The organism is Streptomyces sp. AN091965 (assembly GCF_022698285.1).
Classification (GTDB): domain Bacteria; phylum Actinomycetota; class Actinomycetes; order Streptomycetales; family Streptomycetaceae; genus Streptomyces.
This window is the reverse complement of sequence record NZ_JALDMY010000001.1, coordinates 3,146,972-3,163,229: the sequence shown is the minus strand read 5'-3', so window position 1 is coordinate 3,163,229 and position 16,258 is coordinate 3,146,972. Positions and strand designations below refer to the sequence as shown.

Annotated in this window: 13 protein-coding genes and 1 pseudogene; 5 read left to right on the top strand and 9 right to left on the bottom strand. The window is 73.8% G+C overall.

Annotation, left to right across the window (positions count from 1 at the left end):
• Window positions 1–255: 255 nt before the first annotated feature.
• Window positions 256–1,305 (bottom strand): HNH endonuclease, encoded by a 1,050-nt coding sequence (locus MQV74_RS13250; RefSeq protein ID WP_242717256.1) that lies wholly within the window; start codon window positions 1,303–1,305, stop codon window positions 256–258.
• A 220-nt stretch (window positions 1,306–1,525) separates the two neighbouring features.
• Here MQV74_RS13250 and MQV74_RS13245 point away from each other — a divergent pair.
• The 3 genes and pseudogenes from MQV74_RS13245 to aac(3) all read left to right on the top strand — a co-directional run.
• Window positions 1,526–1,612 (top strand): annotated as a pseudogene (locus tag MQV74_RS13245) (glutamine synthetase); the annotation flags it as partial.
• Window positions 1,613–1,756: 144 nt separating this feature from the next.
• A complete protein-coding gene (locus MQV74_RS13240; RefSeq protein ID WP_242717252.1) occupies window positions 1,757–2,230 on the top strand; it encodes a F0F1 ATP synthase subunit B family protein in 474 nt (157 codons plus the stop codon).
• Between the two features lie 178 nt (window positions 2,231–2,408).
• Window positions 2,409–3,257, top strand: coding sequence for an aminoglycoside 3-N-acetyltransferase (gene aac(3), locus MQV74_RS13235; RefSeq protein WP_242717250.1), 849 nt, complete (start codon window positions 2,409–2,411; stop codon window positions 3,255–3,257).
• Here aac(3) and MQV74_RS13230 read toward each other — a convergent pair.
• Entirely contained in the window at window positions 3,250–3,672 is a 423-nt protein-coding gene (locus tag MQV74_RS13230) for a VOC family protein (RefSeq protein ID WP_242717248.1), read from the bottom strand. The two genes, aac(3) and MQV74_RS13230, sit on opposite strands and share 8 nt — an antisense overlap.
• Window positions 3,673–3,730: 58 nt before the next feature.
• A complete protein-coding gene (locus MQV74_RS13225) occupies window positions 3,731–4,165 on the bottom strand; it encodes a VOC family protein (RefSeq protein ID WP_242717246.1) in 435 nt (144 codons plus the stop codon).
• A gap of 377 nt (window positions 4,166–4,542) precedes the next feature.
• On the opposite strand from MQV74_RS13225, the gene MQV74_RS13220 reads away from it, so the two are divergent.
• On the top strand, window positions 4,543–7,533 hold the full coding sequence (locus MQV74_RS13220; RefSeq protein ID WP_242717238.1) for a bifunctional [glutamine synthetase] adenylyltransferase/[glutamine synthetase]-adenylyl-L-tyrosine phosphorylase: 2,991 nt from the start codon (window positions 4,543–4,545) through the stop codon (window positions 7,531–7,533).
• 122 nt (window positions 7,534–7,655) lie between these two features.
• Here the strand turns inward: MQV74_RS13220 and MQV74_RS13215 are convergent, their stop codons facing one another.
• The 3 genes from MQV74_RS13215 to MQV74_RS13205 all read right to left on the bottom strand — a co-directional run bounded on the left by MQV74_RS13215 (window position 7,656) and on the right by MQV74_RS13205 (window position 11,369).
• Window positions 7,656–8,501, bottom strand: coding sequence for a phosphatase PAP2 family protein (locus MQV74_RS13215; protein ID WP_242717236.1), 846 nt, complete (start codon window positions 8,499–8,501; stop codon window positions 7,656–7,658).
• A gap of 104 nt (window positions 8,502–8,605) precedes the next feature.
• A complete protein-coding gene (locus MQV74_RS13210; protein ID WP_242717234.1) occupies window positions 8,606–9,652 on the bottom strand; it encodes a LacI family DNA-binding transcriptional regulator in 1,047 nt (348 codons plus the stop codon).
• Window positions 9,653–9,677: 25 nt separating this feature from the next.
• Window positions 9,678–11,369 carry a glycoside hydrolase family 13 protein gene (locus tag MQV74_RS13205; protein WP_242717232.1) on the bottom strand — a complete coding sequence of 564 codons (1,692 nt, stop codon included), beginning with the start codon at window positions 11,367–11,369 and terminating at the stop codon, window positions 9,678–9,680.
• Window positions 11,370–11,634: 265 nt separating this feature from the next.
• Between MQV74_RS13205 and MQV74_RS13200 the strand changes: the two genes are divergently transcribed.
• Window positions 11,635–13,386: a fused response regulator/phosphatase gene (locus tag MQV74_RS13200; protein ID WP_242717230.1), complete on the top strand. Its 1,752-nt coding sequence runs from the start codon at window positions 11,635–11,637 to the stop codon at window positions 13,384–13,386.
• On the opposite strand, the gene MQV74_RS13195 is transcribed toward MQV74_RS13200, so the two are convergent.
• From MQV74_RS13195 to MQV74_RS13185, 3 genes are all read right to left on the bottom strand, one after another.
• Complete coding sequence (locus tag MQV74_RS13195) at window positions 13,383–14,090, bottom strand: TetR/AcrR family transcriptional regulator (RefSeq protein ID WP_242717228.1); 708 nt, start codon at window positions 14,088–14,090, stop codon at window positions 13,383–13,385. The genes MQV74_RS13200 and MQV74_RS13195 overlap by 4 nt on opposite strands.
• 74 nt (window positions 14,091–14,164) lie before the next feature.
• A complete protein-coding gene (locus tag MQV74_RS13190; RefSeq protein WP_242728641.1) occupies window positions 14,165–15,247 on the bottom strand; it encodes a PDR/VanB family oxidoreductase in 1,083 nt (360 codons plus the stop codon).
• 2 nt (window positions 15,248–15,249) lie between these two features.
• Window positions 15,250–16,164 carry a metal-dependent hydrolase gene (locus tag MQV74_RS13185; RefSeq protein ID WP_242717226.1) on the bottom strand — a complete coding sequence of 305 codons (915 nt, stop codon included), beginning with the start codon at window positions 16,162–16,164 and terminating at the stop codon, window positions 15,250–15,252.
• Window positions 16,165–16,258: the final 94 nt, after the last annotated feature.

Sequence of the window (16,258 nt, the reverse complement as noted above, 5' to 3'; positions counted from 1 at the left end):
AGGCTGGCCGGGCCGCAGCTCAGGGGTGTTCTGGGCTGCCTGATCCACACGGCCTCCGGAGCCATGCACCACTAGGTTCATGCGACGCCAGGGAACGGTCAGACACGGCAGCACCCGCAGGTGGGCCCCCGTCCAGGGAGCCAAACAGGGAGATTCACGCCGGACGCACCTGGACTCCCGTGGACTGGCTCGCATCTCGGATGCTGTCACACGGGGTCCCGCAGGGGCCCAGGTTCAGCCTTGATTGCCAATCCGTCAAACATCGGCGCTCTCTGTCGCTGGGCGTGGCCCCGGCAGTCCGGATCCTTGCCTGCTTTCCTGCTCACGCACCAGCAGGCGGAGCTCGGCCGGTGTGGGCCATGGCGCGCTGCGGTGAATCATGCGGTGGCAGTTCGAGCAGATCAGTGCAAGGTCGGACAGCTTGGTGGCGCCTTCTCCTGCTACGTGGAGGGGTACCACGTGGTGGCACTCGATGTACCCCTTGCCTCGCTCGCCGTAGACCTTGCCGAAGTCGAAGCCGCATGCTTCGCAAGACAGCGTTCCGCCCTGCTTCAGAACCGAGGCGATCTTCCTCTTCCTGAGTCCCTTGTTCCGCTCGCGCGTGCGGTGGCGACGGTAGAGGACCCGCCCTTCTGGTGCACTGACGTCGTCGTCCAAGTCCTCATCTTCGGACAGCGACACAGGCTGAAGGGCGCCAGACCGCAAGCCCTCGCGGAGGAGCTCGGCTGCTCGCGCCATCTCTGCCGGCCGGTCGAGGAAGTCTTGCAGCACCTCACGGTCCAACTGCCCGCCGTTGGTGGGCCTTCCCTTGTAGTCGGGGTGGAAGCTGGCGATGTTGAGCGTCTTGTAGGCCGCGCCATTGCGGTTGCGGTACTCAGCCGCTCGCTGCTCGGGCGGGTAGGCAGCGAGCAGTTGCAGGAGGTCGGACAGCTCAGCCACCCGCGGGTCTGAGGCGGAGAGGCCCTGCCAGTCGTTCCGGGCGACCACGTCACAAGCCAGCACCAGCTCGTCGCGGGTCCACTTCGGGCTACGCGACACCCCAACCTGGAAGCCTTCGCGCTTGAGCCAGTCGACCGCGTGCCCCACCCCGCCACTGAGCTCGTCCCAGGTGAGCGCCCTGCCTTGGGAGTGCTTGTGCGCTACTCCTGCAACCGCCTTGGAGTCGTACTCCTTGCCGTCATGCAGGATCAGGAACTTCCGGGCGGGCTTGAAGCCGTACAGCTCAAGGAACGACTCCGCTCCAAGGTCGTCGTACTCCTGCAAGGTTTTCAGGATGTCGTCGCGCGAGATGGCCCCTTTTTCCATGAGCGGAGCCTACGGGGCGGGTACGACAGTGGGCCTCTTCCTCCTCCCGGGCACAGCCGGTGGGCCACTGAACCGCGGCCGGCAACAGACTCCGCCGGGCCGTCTACGGGCCGTGCGAGGGCGACCCGCCGTGACCAACAACGACCGACGACGGCCGTACGAGCGCTGGTCACCGCTGCGTCAGAGGTGATTGAGCCAGGTCGTCCATAGGCCGCGCCACTTCCTGCGCAACAAGAAGCAGGAGTGGGAGGAGTACCGCTCCGAGGTCACGGCCTTCGAGCTGCGGAAGAACCTTCCGGTGCTGTAGGGGCGCGAACCTTCCGCGCTCCTCGGCGGCTTGGGGCTCGGGGAGGTCTTGGGCTCCGGGGGTCTCGGGGCGCGCGGGGTTTTCGGTCAGAAGTGTGCTCGAAAGCGCGTTCGTTCCGGGCGGGATATGGGTAGATCGTCCGGCATGGATCTCCTCGCGCTCGAACTCGGTCCCCTCCGGCCGCGCGCCGTCGATCTGCTCCTCGGCGGCGTGCTGTTCGCCGCTGTCTTCTGGGCCTTCGCCGGAGTGCTGCTGCCCCGTCTCACGCGGACGCTGGCCGAGCGGGAGCGGCTGACGGAGGGGCGGGCCCGTGCGGCCGACGCGGCCTTCGCCGAGGCGGCCCGGGCGGGCGAGGCGCGCGCGGGCGTCCTGGCCGACGCGCGGCACGAGGCCGCCCTGACCCGGCAGCGCGCCATGGAGGAGGGCACCGAGGCGATACGGGCCGCCCGGGAGGCCGGGCTGCGCGAGCGGGACCAGGTCGTGGCCGCCGGCACCGCCCGCGTCGCCGCGGAGCGCGCCGCCGCGAGGGCCGAACTGGAGGGGGACGCAAGGCACTTGGCGGCCCGTCTGGCCGAGCGCATCGTCGGCGAGCCCTTGGGCGCCGCGACCGACCGCTGAGCCGCCCGGCGATTGATCGCTGAGCCGCACGGTGACCGACCGTTGAGTGGCATGGTGACCGACCGTTGAGTGGCACGGTGGCCGACCGTTGAGCCGCACGGTCGCCGTCGTCCCCCGGACTCCCCGGGCCGGTAAATGAGTTGCTCGCCTGCCGTGGCGCGCGGTTAGCGTCGCGGGCATGGACGAAGAGGAACTGCTGAAGCGCTCCGGTGGCCCCGTGACCCGGGGGCGGCTCGTGCGGGATCTGCGGGCGCTGGGGCTCGGCGCCGGTGACGTCGTCATGTTCCACACCCGGATGTCCGCCATCGGGTACGTGGCGGGCGGGCCGCAGACGCTCATCGGGGCGCTCGGCGACGCCGTGGGGGAGCGCGGCACGCTGATGGTGACCTGTGGGTGGAACGACGCGCCGCCGTACGAGTTCAGTACGGAGTGGCCCCAGGAGTGGCAGGACGCCCTGCGCGCGGAGCACCCCGCGTACGACCCGGAGCTGAGCGAGGCCGACCACAACAACGGGCGGCTGCCCGAAGCGCTGCGCCGGTGGCCCGGTGCCGTGCGCAGCCGCCACCCCGACGCCAGCTTCGCCGCGCTCGGCGCCGACGCGCGGGCGCTGATGGCCGACCACCCCTGGGACGACCCGCACGGCCCGGACAGCCCCCTCGCCCGGCTCGTGGCGAAGGGCGGCCGGGTGCTCCTCCTCGGCGCGCCGCTCGACTCGCTCACGCTGCTGCACCACGCCGAGGCCCTCGCCGACGCCCCCGGCAAGCGCTTCGTGGACTACGAACAGCCCGTCCTGGAGGGCGGCGAGCGCGTCTGGCGGCGCTTCCACGACATCGACTCCGCCGACGGCGCCTTCGACTACTCCCCGGTCGTGCCGGACGGCGTCTGGCCGTTCGAGGTCATCGCCCGTGAGCTGCTCGCCACCGGGAAGGGCGCGCGGGGGCTCGTCGGCGCCGCCGAGAGCCATCTCCTGGAGGCCCGGGACGTCGTGGAGTTCGGCGTGGCCTGGATGGAGGAGAGGCTCAGATGACCTCCCGCAGCGGCTGGGCCGCCCGGACCTTGTACTCCTGGACGCACCAGCCGTTGCCGTCGGGGTCCGTGAAGTACATGAAGGTGGCGCCGTCGGCCTCCCCGTACGAGACCGTGTCGGACAGTTCGAGGCCGCGGGCGGTCAACTCCTCGCGGGCCTGCTTCAGATCGGCGACCACGAGCTGGAGGCCCTGGTACGAGCCGGGTGCGGGCGTCGGGCCCGGCGTCGACTCCCAGACGGTGTCGCCGAGGATCACGGAGCAGCCGGAGCCGGGCGGCGTCAGCTGCACGAGCCGTATGCCGGGCGCGACCTCCCCGTCGATGTCGACGTGGAAGCCGCACTTGTCCGCGTAGAAGTCCCTGGACCGGTCGATGTCGCTGACGGGGAGGGGGATCACTTCGAGTGTGTAGTCCATCGATTTCTCCTCACGGTCGGGGCGTCCGCGGGGCCGGGACGCCCTCGTGGTCGGTCCGTCAGCGTTCCGCGAGCGGGGACGGGGCTTCCTGCACCGTCCAGCCGTTGCCGTCCGGGTCCTTGAAGAAGCAGAAGGAGCTCCACTCCGCGTCACCCTTGCCGTCCTCCCAGCCCCGCGCGCCCAGCGTCCGCACCGGCGTGACGTCCACGCCGCGGCCCGCGAGCTCCGCGCGGGCCGCCTCGATGTCGGTCACGCAGAGCTGGAGGCCCTGGAGCGAGCCGGGCGCCATCGCGTCCTGGCCGGGGGCCGGGGGCAGGCCGGTCATCATCGCGAACGAACAGCGCGAGCCGGGCGGCGTGATCTGGATGACGCGCACGCCCGGCGCGACCTCGCTGTCCAGGTCCGCCTTGAAGCCGCACTTGGTCTCGTAGAAGTCCTTGGCCCGGTCGAGGTCCGCGACCGGCAGCGTCACGACCTCCAGCGTCCACTCCATGGCTTGTTCCCTTCCTTCGGGGCGTACGCCCCGACCAGGGCGCACGTCGGGCTGCTCATCGTACGGATATCTGTTCGATTAGGGAGGGGCTTCGACGCCCTCGGTACGTCCGCCGCCGGTGCCGCGCCTGCCTCCGGTGCGTCCGCCGTCGGTGGCGCGCCCGCCTCCGGCACGCCCGCCCCCCCCGTGGCACGTTCGCCCCCGCTGCCCCGTCCTGGCTCGTCATGACGGCCCTCCTGTCGCTTCCATGCTTGCGTCCCGGGGCGGACCGCGCACGCCCGGGAAGGCGGACCGCGCACGCGCGGGAAACTCGTCGGACCGCGCCCCGTCACCGCTCGGTAGGCTCTGGCCAGGACAGGCGAGCGAAAGGCGTGCAGATGACGCTGCCGCAAGGGCGCAGGAGCAGCACGTTCACGCGGCTGCTGCGGCACGGATTCACCGACCCGTCGGCCGCCGAGCGGCTGCTCGCCGCGCCCGGCCTCGACGCCGTCCGCGCCGACCCCGTGCTCCTGGACGCGCTCGGCGCCACCGCCGACCCCGACGTGGCGCTGCTCGGCCTCGTCCGCCTCGTGGAGGGACAGGCCAAGGAGTCCGCCGAGACCGACCGGCGCGAACTCCTCGACACCCTCGTCAGCTCCAAGCCGCTGCGCGACCGGCTGCTCGGCGTCCTCGGCGCCTCGGAGGCGCTCGCCGACCACCTCGCCCGGCACCCGCGCGACTGGCGCGCCCTGGTCACCTACGAGGCCGCCGATCTGCACCCGGGCGTCGAGGAGTTCGAGCGCGGCCTCGCCGGGGCCACCGACCCGGTCTCGCTGCGCGTCGCCTACCGCCGCTGCCTGCTCTCCATCGCCGCCCGCGACGTGTGCGGCACCACCGACGTCGCCCAGACCGCCGCCGAGCTCGCCGACCTCGCCACCGCCACGCTGCGCGCCGCGCTCGCCATGGCCCGCGCCGCCGCGCCCGCCGACGCCGCCCAGTGCCGCCTCGCGGTCATCGCCATGGGCAAGTGCGGCGGCCACGAGCTGAACTACGTCTCCGACGTCGACGTCATCTTCGTCGGCGAGGCCGCCGACGGCGTCGACGAGGGCAAGGCGCTGCGGGCCGCGACCCGGCTCGCCTCGCACCTGATGCGGATCTGCTCGGACACGACGGTCGAGGGCACCATCTGGCCCGTCGACGCCAATCTGCGCCCCGAGGGCCGCAACGGCCCGCTGGTGCGCACCCTGTCCTCGCACCTCGCCTACTACCAGCGCTGGGCCAAGACCTGGGAGTTCCAGGCGCTGCTCAAGGCCCGGCCCGTCGCGGGCGACGCCGAGCTCGGCGCGGAGTACGCCGCCGCCGTCGCGCCCCTGGTCTGGCAGGCCGCCGAGCGCGAGAACTTCGTCGCCGACGTGCAGAAGATGCGTCGCCGCGTGATCGCCAACATCCCGGCGGGCGAGGTGGACCGCGAGCTGAAGCTCGGCCCCGGCGGCCTGCGCGACGTCGAATTCGCCGTACAGCTCCTGCAGTTGGTGCACGGCCGCGCGGACGCGTCGCTGCGCAGCGGTACGACGCTCGACGCCCTGGCCGCGCTCGCCGCCGGGGGCTACGTCGGCCGCGTCGACGCCACCCAGCTCGACGACGCCTACCGCTTCCTGCGCTCCCTGGAGCACCGCATCCAGCTGTACCGCCTTCGCCGCACCCACCTCGTGCCCGAGGACGACGCCGACCTGCGCCGCATCGGCCGCTCCCTCGGCATGCGCACCGAGCCCCTCACCGACCTCGGCCGCGCCTGGAAGCGGCACACCACCGTCGTCCGCCGCCTGCACGAGAAGCTCTTCTACCGCCCGCTGCTCGACGCCGTCGCCCAGCTCGCCCCCGGCGAGACCCGGCTGAGCACCGAGGCGGCCCGCGAGCGGCTCGTCGCCCTCGGGTACGCCGACCCGGCCGCCGCCCTGCGCCACCTGGAGGCCCTCGCCTCCGGCGTCACCCGCAAGGCCGCCATCCAGCGCACGCTCCTGCCGGTCCTGCTCGGCTGGTTCGCGGACTCCGCCGACCCCGACGCGGGCCTGCTCGGCTTCCGCAAGGTCTCCGACGCACTCGGCAAGACCCCCTGGTACCTGCGCCTGCTGCGCGACGAGGGCGCGGCGGCGGAGAACCTCGCCCGGGTCCTCTCCGCCGGGCGCCTCGCCCCCGACCTGCTCCTGCGCGCCCCCGAGGCGGTCGCCCTGCTCGGCGACGAACGCGGCCTGGAGCCGCGCGGCCGCGCCGCCCTCGAACAGGAGGTCCTGGCCGCGGTGCGCCGCGCCGACGGGCCCGAGCAGGCGGTGGCCGCCGCCCGCGGGGTGCGGCGGCGCGAGCTGTTCCGCACCACCGCGGCCGACCTCATCGCCTCGTACGGCAGCGCGGGCGGCGACGCGGGCGCGCTCGTGGACCGCGTGGGCACCGCCGTGTCCGACCTGACCGCCGCCACGATCGCGGGCGCCCTGCGCGCCGTGGTCCGCGACGGCTGGGGCGACGAGCTGCCCACCCGCTTCGCCGTCATCGGCGTGGGCCGCTTCGGCGGGCGCGAGCTCGGCTACGGCTCCGACGCCGACGTCCTCTTCGTGCACGAGCCCCGCGAGGGCGTCGACGACCAGGAGGCGGCCAAGGCCGCGAACAAGGTCGTCGCCGAGATGCGGCGCCTGCTCCAGCTGCCCTCCGCCGACCCGCCGCTCCTGATCGACGCCGACCTGCGCCCCGAGGGCAAGAGCGGCCCGCTGGTCCGCACCCTGAAGTCGTACGCCGCCTACTACCGCCGCTGGTCCCTCGTCTGGGAGTCCCAGGCGCTCCTGCGCGCCGAGCCCGTCGCGGGCGACGCGGACCTCGGCAGGGCCTTCGTCGAGCTCGTCGACCCGCTGCGCTACCCCGCCGAGGGGCTCGGCGACGAGGCGGTCCGTGAGATCCGCCGCCTGAAGGCCCGGATGGAGACCGAGCGCCTGCCGCGCGGCGCCGACCCCACGCTGCACACCAAGCTGGGCCGCGGCGGCCTCTCCGACGTCGAGTGGACCGTCCAGCTCCTCCAGCTCGGCCACGCCTGGGCCGAGCCGGGCCTGCGCACCACCCGGACCCGGGAGGCCCTCGCCGCGGCCTGCGCGGCCGGGCTCATCCCCGGCGAGGAGGCCGGGATCCTCGACGAGGCGTGGGTGCTCGCCACGCGGGTGCGGAACGCGGTGATGCTGGTGCGGGGGCGGGCGGGCGACACGTTCCCGTCCGACGGTCGTGAGCTGGCGGCCGTCGGGCGTTACCTCGGGTACGAGACCGGGCACGTCGGGGACATGCTGGACGACTACCGCCGTACGACGCGACGGGCGCGGGCCGTGATGGAAGCGCACTTCTACGGCGCGTAGCCCTCGCGGGTGCGCCCCAGGCCCGCCCCTTCCCGCTCCGGGGGCTGCCGCCCCCGTGCCCCCGCTTGACCGGCGCTCCGCGCCTCGTCCTCGAACGCCGGACGGGCTGGAGGACTCAGGGGTCAGGCCTTGAGCGGTGGGATCTGCTGGGGCAGGGCGTAGGGGAAGGCGCCGTACCAGAGGCGGACGACCGCGTAGCCGAAGGCGAGGCAGATCATGCCGCCCACCGCGTCCAGCCAGAAGTGGTTGGCGGTGGCGACGATGACCACGAGCGTCGCCACGGGGTAGAGCAGGCCGAGGACCTTCGCCCAGGGCACCGAGGCGAGGGCGAAGATGGTCAGGCCGCACCACAGGGACCAGCCGATGTGCATGGACGGCATCGCCGCGTACTGGTTCGACATGTTCTTGAGGTCGCCGGACGCCATCGAGCCCCAGGTGTTGTGCACGATGACGGTGTCGATGAAGTCCCCGCCGGGCATCAGCCGGGGCGGCGCCAGTGGATACAGGTAGTAACCGAGTAGGGCCACCGCCGTGGTCGCGAAGAGGACCAGGCGCGTGGCCGCGTACCGGCCGGGATGACTGCGGTACAGCCACACGAGAACACCGAGCGTGACGATGAAGTGCAGTGTCGCGTAGTAGTAGTTCATGCCGACGATGAGCCATGTCACGGAATCCACGGCGTGGTTGACGGAGCGCTCCACGGCGATGCCGAGGGTGTTCTCCACGTCCCAGATCCAGTCGGCGTTGCGCAGCGCTGCCGCCTTCTGCTCCGGCACCGCGTTGCGGATCAGCGAGTACGTCCAGTAACTCACCGCGATCAGCAGGATCTCGAACCACAGCCGTGGTCGCCGGGGCGTACGCAAGCGGCGCAGGAAATTCCGCCCAAAGCGGTCATTCTGCTCGCCCGCGCTGGGTGATGTGGTGGGCCGCTGGCGGCCTTCCAGTGTCGTCACAGTCATCTCACCCATAGGCACAGAGTCTGCCAGATACCCACCTCACCTCAGATCATCCCCCCGATGGGTTCCGGGCGCACTCCCTACACCTCAGGGACGAGCCGCTTCAGGCCGGATTCCTAGGGGGCGGACCCGCTGCCCGGCCGTCCGTCCGGGCACATCGCCGTGGAGCCGCGCACGACCAGCTCCGGCATGAAGACGAACTCGCTGTGCGGCGCGGGCGTCCCCGCGATCTCCTCCAGGAGCGTGCGGACCGCGGCCTGGCCCATCGCGGGCACGGGCTTGCGGACCGTCGTCAGGGGCGGATCCGTGAAGGCGATGAGCACCGAGTCGTCGAAGCCGACGACGGAGACGTCGTCCGGCACCTCCAGGCCCCGGTCCCGCACGGCCCGCACCGCGCCGAGCGCCATCATGTCGCTGGCGCAGACGACGGCCGTGCAGCCCCGGTCCAGGAGCGCGGACGTCGCCGCCTGACCGCCTTCGAGCGTGTACAGGGAGTGCTCGACCAGCTCCGCCTCGACGGCGTCCGGCGCCAGCTGGAAGCGCTCCCGCATGGTGCGTGTGAAGCCCTCTATCTTCCGCTGCACCGGTACGAAGCGGCGCGGGCCGAGGGCCAGGCCGATGCGGGTGTGGCCGAGCGACGACAGGTGCGTGACCGCGAGGCGCATGGCCGCGCGGTCGTCGGGAGAGATGAACGGTGCCCGCACCGCGGGCGAGAAGCCGTCGACGAGCACGAAGGGGACGCCCTGGGCGCGCAGCCGCTCGTAGCGCTCGGTGTCCGCGGTGGTGTCGGCGTGCAGGCCCGAGACGAAGATGATGCCCGCGACGCCCCGGTCCACCAGCATCTCGGTGAGCTCGTCCTCGGTGGAGCCGCCGGGGGTCTGGGTGGCCAGGACGGGCGTGTACCCCTGCCGGGTGAGGGCCTGCCCGATCACCTGGGCGAGCGCGGGGAATATCGGGTTCTCCAGCTCGGGCGTGATCAGGCCGACGAGGCCCGCGCTGCGCCTGCGCAGTCGTACGGGCCTCTCGTAGCCGAGGACGTCGAGCGCGGCGAGCACGGACTGACGGGTGGCCGCAGCGACGCCCGCCTTGCCGTTCAGGACCCGGCTCACGGTCGCCTCGCTGACCCCCGCCTGGGCTGCGATGTCGGCCAGTCGCGCGGTCACAGGATTGGACTGTACCGGGCGACTCTCACGCTGCCCACCAGACCGTCGTGTCGGGGGGCACGACGGTGCCCGCGGCGGAGCCGTCCAACTCGGCTCCCGACGGGTCCGAGTTGGCGCTGCTCAGGAGCAACTGGCCGGGGGCGGGGAGCGTTACCGGACGGTCCGTGAGGTTCACGGCGACGACCACGGCGCCGCCGGGGCCCTCCTCGGCGTGCCTGCGGAAGAGGAGGACGCCCTCCGGGGCCTGAAGCCACTCCACGGCGTCGCCCGCCCCCAGCGCCGGATGCGCCCGGCGCGCGGCGAGCGCGGCGCGGTACAGCGCCAGCGTCGAGCCCGGGTCGGCCTCCTGCGCCTCGACGGTCAGCTCCTGCCAGGCGGCGGGCTGCGGCAGCCAGCTCGGGCCGCCCTCCACGGGCCCGAAGCCGAACGGCGGCCGGGTCCCCGACCAGGGCAGCGGCACCCGGCAGCCGTCGCGGGTGCCCTCCTGCCCCGCGCCGTCCCGGCCCGAGCCGCGGAAGAACGCCGGGTCCTGGCGCACCTCGTCGGGCAGGTCCGTGACCTCGGGCAGGCCGAGCTCCTCGCCCTGGTAGAGGTAGGCCGAGCCGGGCAGCGCCAGCATGAGCAGGGTCGCGGCGCGGGCCCTGCGCAGCCCGCGCGCCGGGTCGCCGGGGGCGAGGCGGGTGGCGTGCCGGACCACGTCGTGGTTGGAGAGCACCCAGGTCGCCGGGGCGCCGACGGCGTTCATGGCGGCCAGTGAGCGGTCGATCACGGCACGCAGCGCCGCCGCGTCCCACTCCGTCGTCAGATAGGCGAAGTTGAAGGCCTGGTGCAGCTCGCCCGGGCGCAGGTACAGCGCGCTGCGCTCCACCGTCGGCGTCCACGCCTCGGCCACGGCGACGCGCTCGCCGTCGTACGCGTCGAGGACCGTGCGCCAGTCGCGGTAGACCGCGTGCACGCCGTCCTGGTCGAAGTACGGCGTGGGCCGCACGCCGAGCAGCTTGACCTGTTCCCCGTGGCCGACGTCCGGCAGGCCCGGCGCCTTGACGAGGCCGTGCGCCACGTCGACGCGGAAGCCGTCCACGCCCAGGTCGAGCCAGAACCGCAGGACGGAGCGGAACTCCTCGTGCACCGCCGGGTGCTCCCAGTTGAAGTCGGGCTGCTCGGGCGCGAAGAGGTGCAGGTACCACGCGCCGTCCGCGGTCCGGGTCCAGGCCGGGCCGCCGAACACCGACTCCCAGTCGTTGGGGGGAAGTTCGCCGTGCGCGCCCTTGCCGGGGCGGAAGTGGAACCGCTCCCGCAGCGGCGATCCGGGGTCGGCGAGGGCCGTGCGGAACCACTCGTGCTGGTCGGAGCAGTGGTTCGGCACGATGTCGACGATCACGCGCAGGCCAAGACCGTGGGCCGCGCGCACCAGGTCGTCGGCGTCGGCGAGGGTGCCGAACACCGGGTCGACCGCGCGGTAGTCCGCCACGTCGTACCCGGCGTCGGCCTGCGGCGAGGCGTAGAACGGCGAGAGCCAGACGGCGTCGACGCCGAGTCGTCTCAGATGGGGGAGCCGGGCGGTGACGCCCGGCAGGTCGCCCATGCCGTCGCCGTCGGAGTCGGCGAAGCTGCGCGGGTACACCTGGTAGATGACCGCGTCGCGCCACCAGCCGGTGGGCGCGGCGGCGGTGCGGTCGGCGTCGTCGGCCGGTGCGTCGGTGAGGTGCTGGGTCATGAAGTCCCTTGCCGGTACGGGGATCGACTGCGGCTCCCCGACGGCGTGCGCGGGGAAGCCGGACGCCCTGGTGAACGCCCGGCGGGAGGCGAAGGTCACGAGGGGGCGGGCCCGGTGCGGGCCGCGCGTTCGCCGCGGGCGGGGGCGCAAGGGCGCCATGCGCTCCCCAGAAGTGTGTCGGAGCGCTAGCGTGGACGGGCGATCCGAGCGTGCCGATGGGGCCCGCTGTCGTCCGCAGCTCCGGGGGGCAGTCCACGTGGGCGTCATGGAGAACGTCACGGGCCACAAGCGAGAGGCCCGGCCGGACGCCACCACCGTTCTGGTGGTCGACGACGTGCCCGCGAGCCGGTACGCGCTGGGCGCGGTCCTGCGCCGGGCAGGCCACCGGGTCCTGCTCGCCGGGAGCGCGGGCGAGGCCCTGCTCGCCCTCGACGCCCGGCTGCGCGCGGGCGAACTGCCCGACGTGGCGCTCGTCGACGTCGGCCTGCCCGACATGAGCGGCTACGACCTGTGCCGCCGCATGAAGGCGTCACCCTCGACCGCGGGCCTGCCCGTCGTGCACTTCTCCGCCGTCGCGCACGGCTCCCTCGACCGCTGCCGGGGCCTGGACGCGGGCGCCGAGGCCTATCTGACCGTGCCCGCCGAGCCGGAGGAGATCGAGGCGGTGGTGCGCGCCGCCGCCCGCGGTGCCCGGCGCCGCAGCGCGGCCACGAACCGGGCGGGCCGGCTCACGCTGCTCGCCGAGGCCGTCCTCGACATCCAGTCCGCGGGCTGCCCGGGCGAGCTGGCCGAGACCGCCGCCACCCAGGCGGCCCGGCTCAGCGGCACGCCCGCCGCGGCCTTCGTGCTCGACGACGAGGGCGAGATGCACCGCGGCCTGTCCCGCCGCAGGGCCGCCACGGCACTGCCCGACCGGGGCGCCCACGACGCCGTGGCCCGGCTGCTGCGCGGCCTCATGTCCGGCAGGACCGGCGCCCACAGCACGGTGATCCCCGCGCCGGTCTGGCCCGCCGGGTTCTTCGGCGCGGGCCCCTTCGCGGCGGGCCCCGAGGTCCTGGAGCCCCACCCGGACATCCGCGCGGGCAACGGCCACGGCGGCGGGCGCGCGCAGGACGACCCGCTCCTCGCCCCGCCCGACGGCGCGCTGCTCGCCCTCGCCCGGACCCGCGAGGACCACCCGCCGGTGTGCCTGGCGACGCCCGCCGACGCGCGGGACCACGCCGCCGAGCTCACGCGCCTCGCCCACGCCACCGCACGCGTCGCGGAGCAGCTCTTCATGTACGAGAAGGAACGCCACGTCGCCCTCACCCTCCAGCGCAGCTTCCTGCCCGCCCGGCTGCCGCACACCCCCGGCGCGGAGGTCGTGGTCCGCTACGAACCGGCCTCGCGGGAGGCGGAGATCGGCGGCGACTTCTACGCCGCGCTGCCCACGTCCGCGGGCGTGCTCACCGGCATCGGCGACGTCGTGGGCCACTCCCTGGACGCGGCCACGGTGATGGTGGAGCTGCGTCACGCGCTGCGCGCCTACTGCGTGGAGGACCCGGACCCCGGCGCGCTCGCCGAGCGCCTGGACCGCATGCTCCAGCGCTACCACCCGGACGTCACGGCCACCTTGTGCCTGGCGCTCGTCGACCCGGCGACGGGCCGCGCCCGGGTGGCCAACGCCGGGCACATCCCCCCGCTGGTCGTCCATGACGGCGGTACGGCCGCGTACGTCGCCGCGCGCGGCCCGCTGCTCGGCCTCGGGCTGCCGCGGCCGGAGACCACCGAGGAGCGCCTGACGCCCGAGGACCGCCTCCTGATGGTCACCGACGGCCTGATCGAGACGCGCGGCACGGACCTCGCCGTGTCGATGGAGCACCTGCGCGTCGCGGCCGCGGGCGCTCCGCACGGCGTGACGGCCCTGTGCGACACGCTCCTGGAGTGCTTCGGCCGCGAACGGGACGACGACATCGCGCTGTTGGCGCTGCGCCTCACCGGCGACGGCCGGAACGCCGCCGACGGACCCGGGAGCTAGGACGGCAGCACGGCGGCCGGCGCGAACGCGGCGAGGCGGGACAGCAGGTCCGCGAACGGGCCGTCGGCCGGTTCGTCCGCGAGGACCTGGCCGAGCAGCTCCGCCATCTCCTGGTCGTACGCCGCGCTGACCGCCGCCAACGCCGCGAAGTCGTGCACGAGTTGCCGCTCCAGCTCGGCACGCGGAATGCGGCGGCCGTCCAGCCAGATCAGGGCGGTGGACTCGGCGAGGGAGATCCAGGAGCGCACGACGAGCTCCAGGCGCGCGGGCGGCGCGGCGATGCCCAGGTGCGCGACGATCTGGTCGTACGCCGCCTGGCGCACCGAGTCGATCATGGCGTTCGTCGTGGAGGAGCCGACGGCGGGGCCGCCGCGCATCAGCGCGTAGAAGCCGGGCCCGTGCTCGTCGACGAAGCCGAAGAACCGGCCCGTCACCCGCAGCAGGCGGGCGCCCAGGGGCCCTTCGCGCGGCTCCACGAACCGCTCGGCCAGCTCGTCGGCGGCGCGCTGCAGGGCGGCCTCGTACAGGCTGAGCTTGCCGGGGAAGTAGTGGTACACGAGCGGGCGCGAGATGCCGGCGGCCGAGGCTATCTCGTCGATGGAGACGTCCTCGGGCGAGCGGTGGCTGAACAGTTCGAGCGCGACCCCGATCAGTTGCTGCCGCCGCTCCTCGACACCCATCCTGCGCCGCGTCCCCGTAGTCATGCGAACACTCTACCGATCCGTTCGGGGGATGAACGGAGGCCCCCGCTCCGCCCGTTCGCCGCCGCCGGGCGCGCTCACAGGTCGAGGACGATCCGCTCCCCCCGCGCCCGGGACACGCAGAGCAGCATCGAGTCGCTCCGCTCGCCGTCGGTGAGGAGTTCGTCCCGGTGGTCGATCTCGCCCTCCAGGACCCGCTGTTGGCAGGTGCCGCAGAAGCCCTGCTCGCAGGAGTACGGGGTGCTCGGCAGCTCCTCGCGGACGGCGGCGAGCACCGTGGTGTCGCCGTCGACGGTCACCGTGCGGCCGCTGCGGCGCAGTTCGACCTCGAAGGCGCCGCCGGCCGCGGGGGCGCGGGGCGCGAACCGCTCCAGATGCGGCGGGCCGCTCTCGGGCAGCGCGGCGGCCACGGCGGCCATGAGCCCCTCGGGCCCGCACACGTACACGGCGGCGCCCTCCCCGGCGGCGCCGTCGAGGAACCCGGCGACGTCCGGCCGCCCGTCCGTGTCCTCGGCGACGACGGTGACCCGCTCGCCGCCCGCCTCCGCCACCTCGTCGAGGAAGGGCATGGAGGCCCGGGAGCGCCCGCAGTACAGCAGCCGCCAGCGGCCGCCCCGGGCCTCGACCGCCCGGACCATGGGCAGGATCGGGGTGATCCCGATGCCGCCCGCGACGAACACGTACGCGGGGGCGTCCGCGACCAGCGGGAAGCGGTTGCGCGGCCCGCGCACCTCGACCTCCGCGCCCTCGCGCAGCTCCTCGTGCACCTCGCGCGACCCGCCCCTGCCGCCCTCGTCGGCGCCGATCCTGCGGGTGGCGATCGTGTACGAGGTCGGGTCGCCGGGGTCGCCGCACAGCGAGTACTGCCGTACGAGCCCCGAGGGCAGCACCAGGTCGAGATGGGCGCCCGGCTCCCAGGCGGGCAGCGCCCGCCCCTCCAGGCGCAGTTGGACGACGCCGTCGGCGACGGGAACGCGGCGGGCCACGCGCAGCCGCAGGGCCCGCGAGCGCGGCTGCCCCGAGACGGGCGTCTCCAGGGCGGGCAGCGGCCACAGCGGGGACGCGCCGATGCGGCGGCGCAGGGCGCGCCTGGTCCGCCCGGCGACCAGGACGGCGCCGGTGACGAGCAGGGCGGTGCGGGCGGTGCGGGGCAGCGGCATGGTCACGCGGCTCCGTTCGCGCGGGCCTCGGCGGCGGTGGCGGCGGGGGACGAGGCGAGGTAGGCGACGGCCTGGGCCGTGCTGCCCTCCTGCGAGGGGTGGTAGGAGCGGCTCAAGTACGTGGGGACGGACCGGAGCATGGCGCCGGTGCTGGGCAGCGTGCCCGCGCGGCCGCTCCGGTGGAAGTCCCTGAAGGTCGCCTTGCCGCCCTGCAGCGTCGGGTCGTTCTCCATGAAGAAGCGGGCGCCGCGCTGCCACAGGAACACCAGCGCCGTGAAGGCGGTGGCCCAGGTGCGGGCCCGGCGGCGGTAGCAGCCGTCGAGGTGCACGAACAGGTCGAAGGCGACGGAGCGGTGCTCGACCTCCTCGGCGCCGTGCCAGCGCAGCAGGTCCAGCATCGTGGGGTCGGCGCCGCGCCGGTCCAGCTCGTGCGCGTTCAGGACCCAGTCGCCGAGGAAGGCGGTGTAGTGCTCGATCGCCGCGATCATCGCGACGCGCTCCTGGAGCCACCAGCGGCGGGCCCGGCCCGGCGGCAGCGTCCGGTCGCCGAGCAGCTTCTCGAAGAGCCAGTCGACCTGCGCGGTGTACGGGGTCGGGTCGAGGCCCTGCTCCCGCAGGTGCGGCAGGACTTCGTCGTGGGCCTGGGAGTGCATGGCCTCCTGGCCGATGAACCCGATGACGTCCGCCCGCAGTCGCTCGTCGCGGATGAGGGGGAGCACCTGCTTGTACACGTGCACGAACCAGCGCTCTCCCGCGGGCAGCAGGAGGTGCAGGACGTTGATCGTGTGCGTGGTGAAGGGGTCGCCCGGGAGCCAGTGGAGGGGCGTCTTCTCCCAGGAGAAGGAGACGTTGCGGGCCTTGAGCGGTATGTGCTCGGAGGCGACGGGCTGGGGGAGCCGGGCCTTCGTGTTAGACATGGCGTCAATGTACGGCCGAGTAACCCAGTGGGTACACCCCTCGGAAGGGCTTTTCGGGCCGCGCCCCATAGAGGTCGCGGCCTGAGGGCCCGCG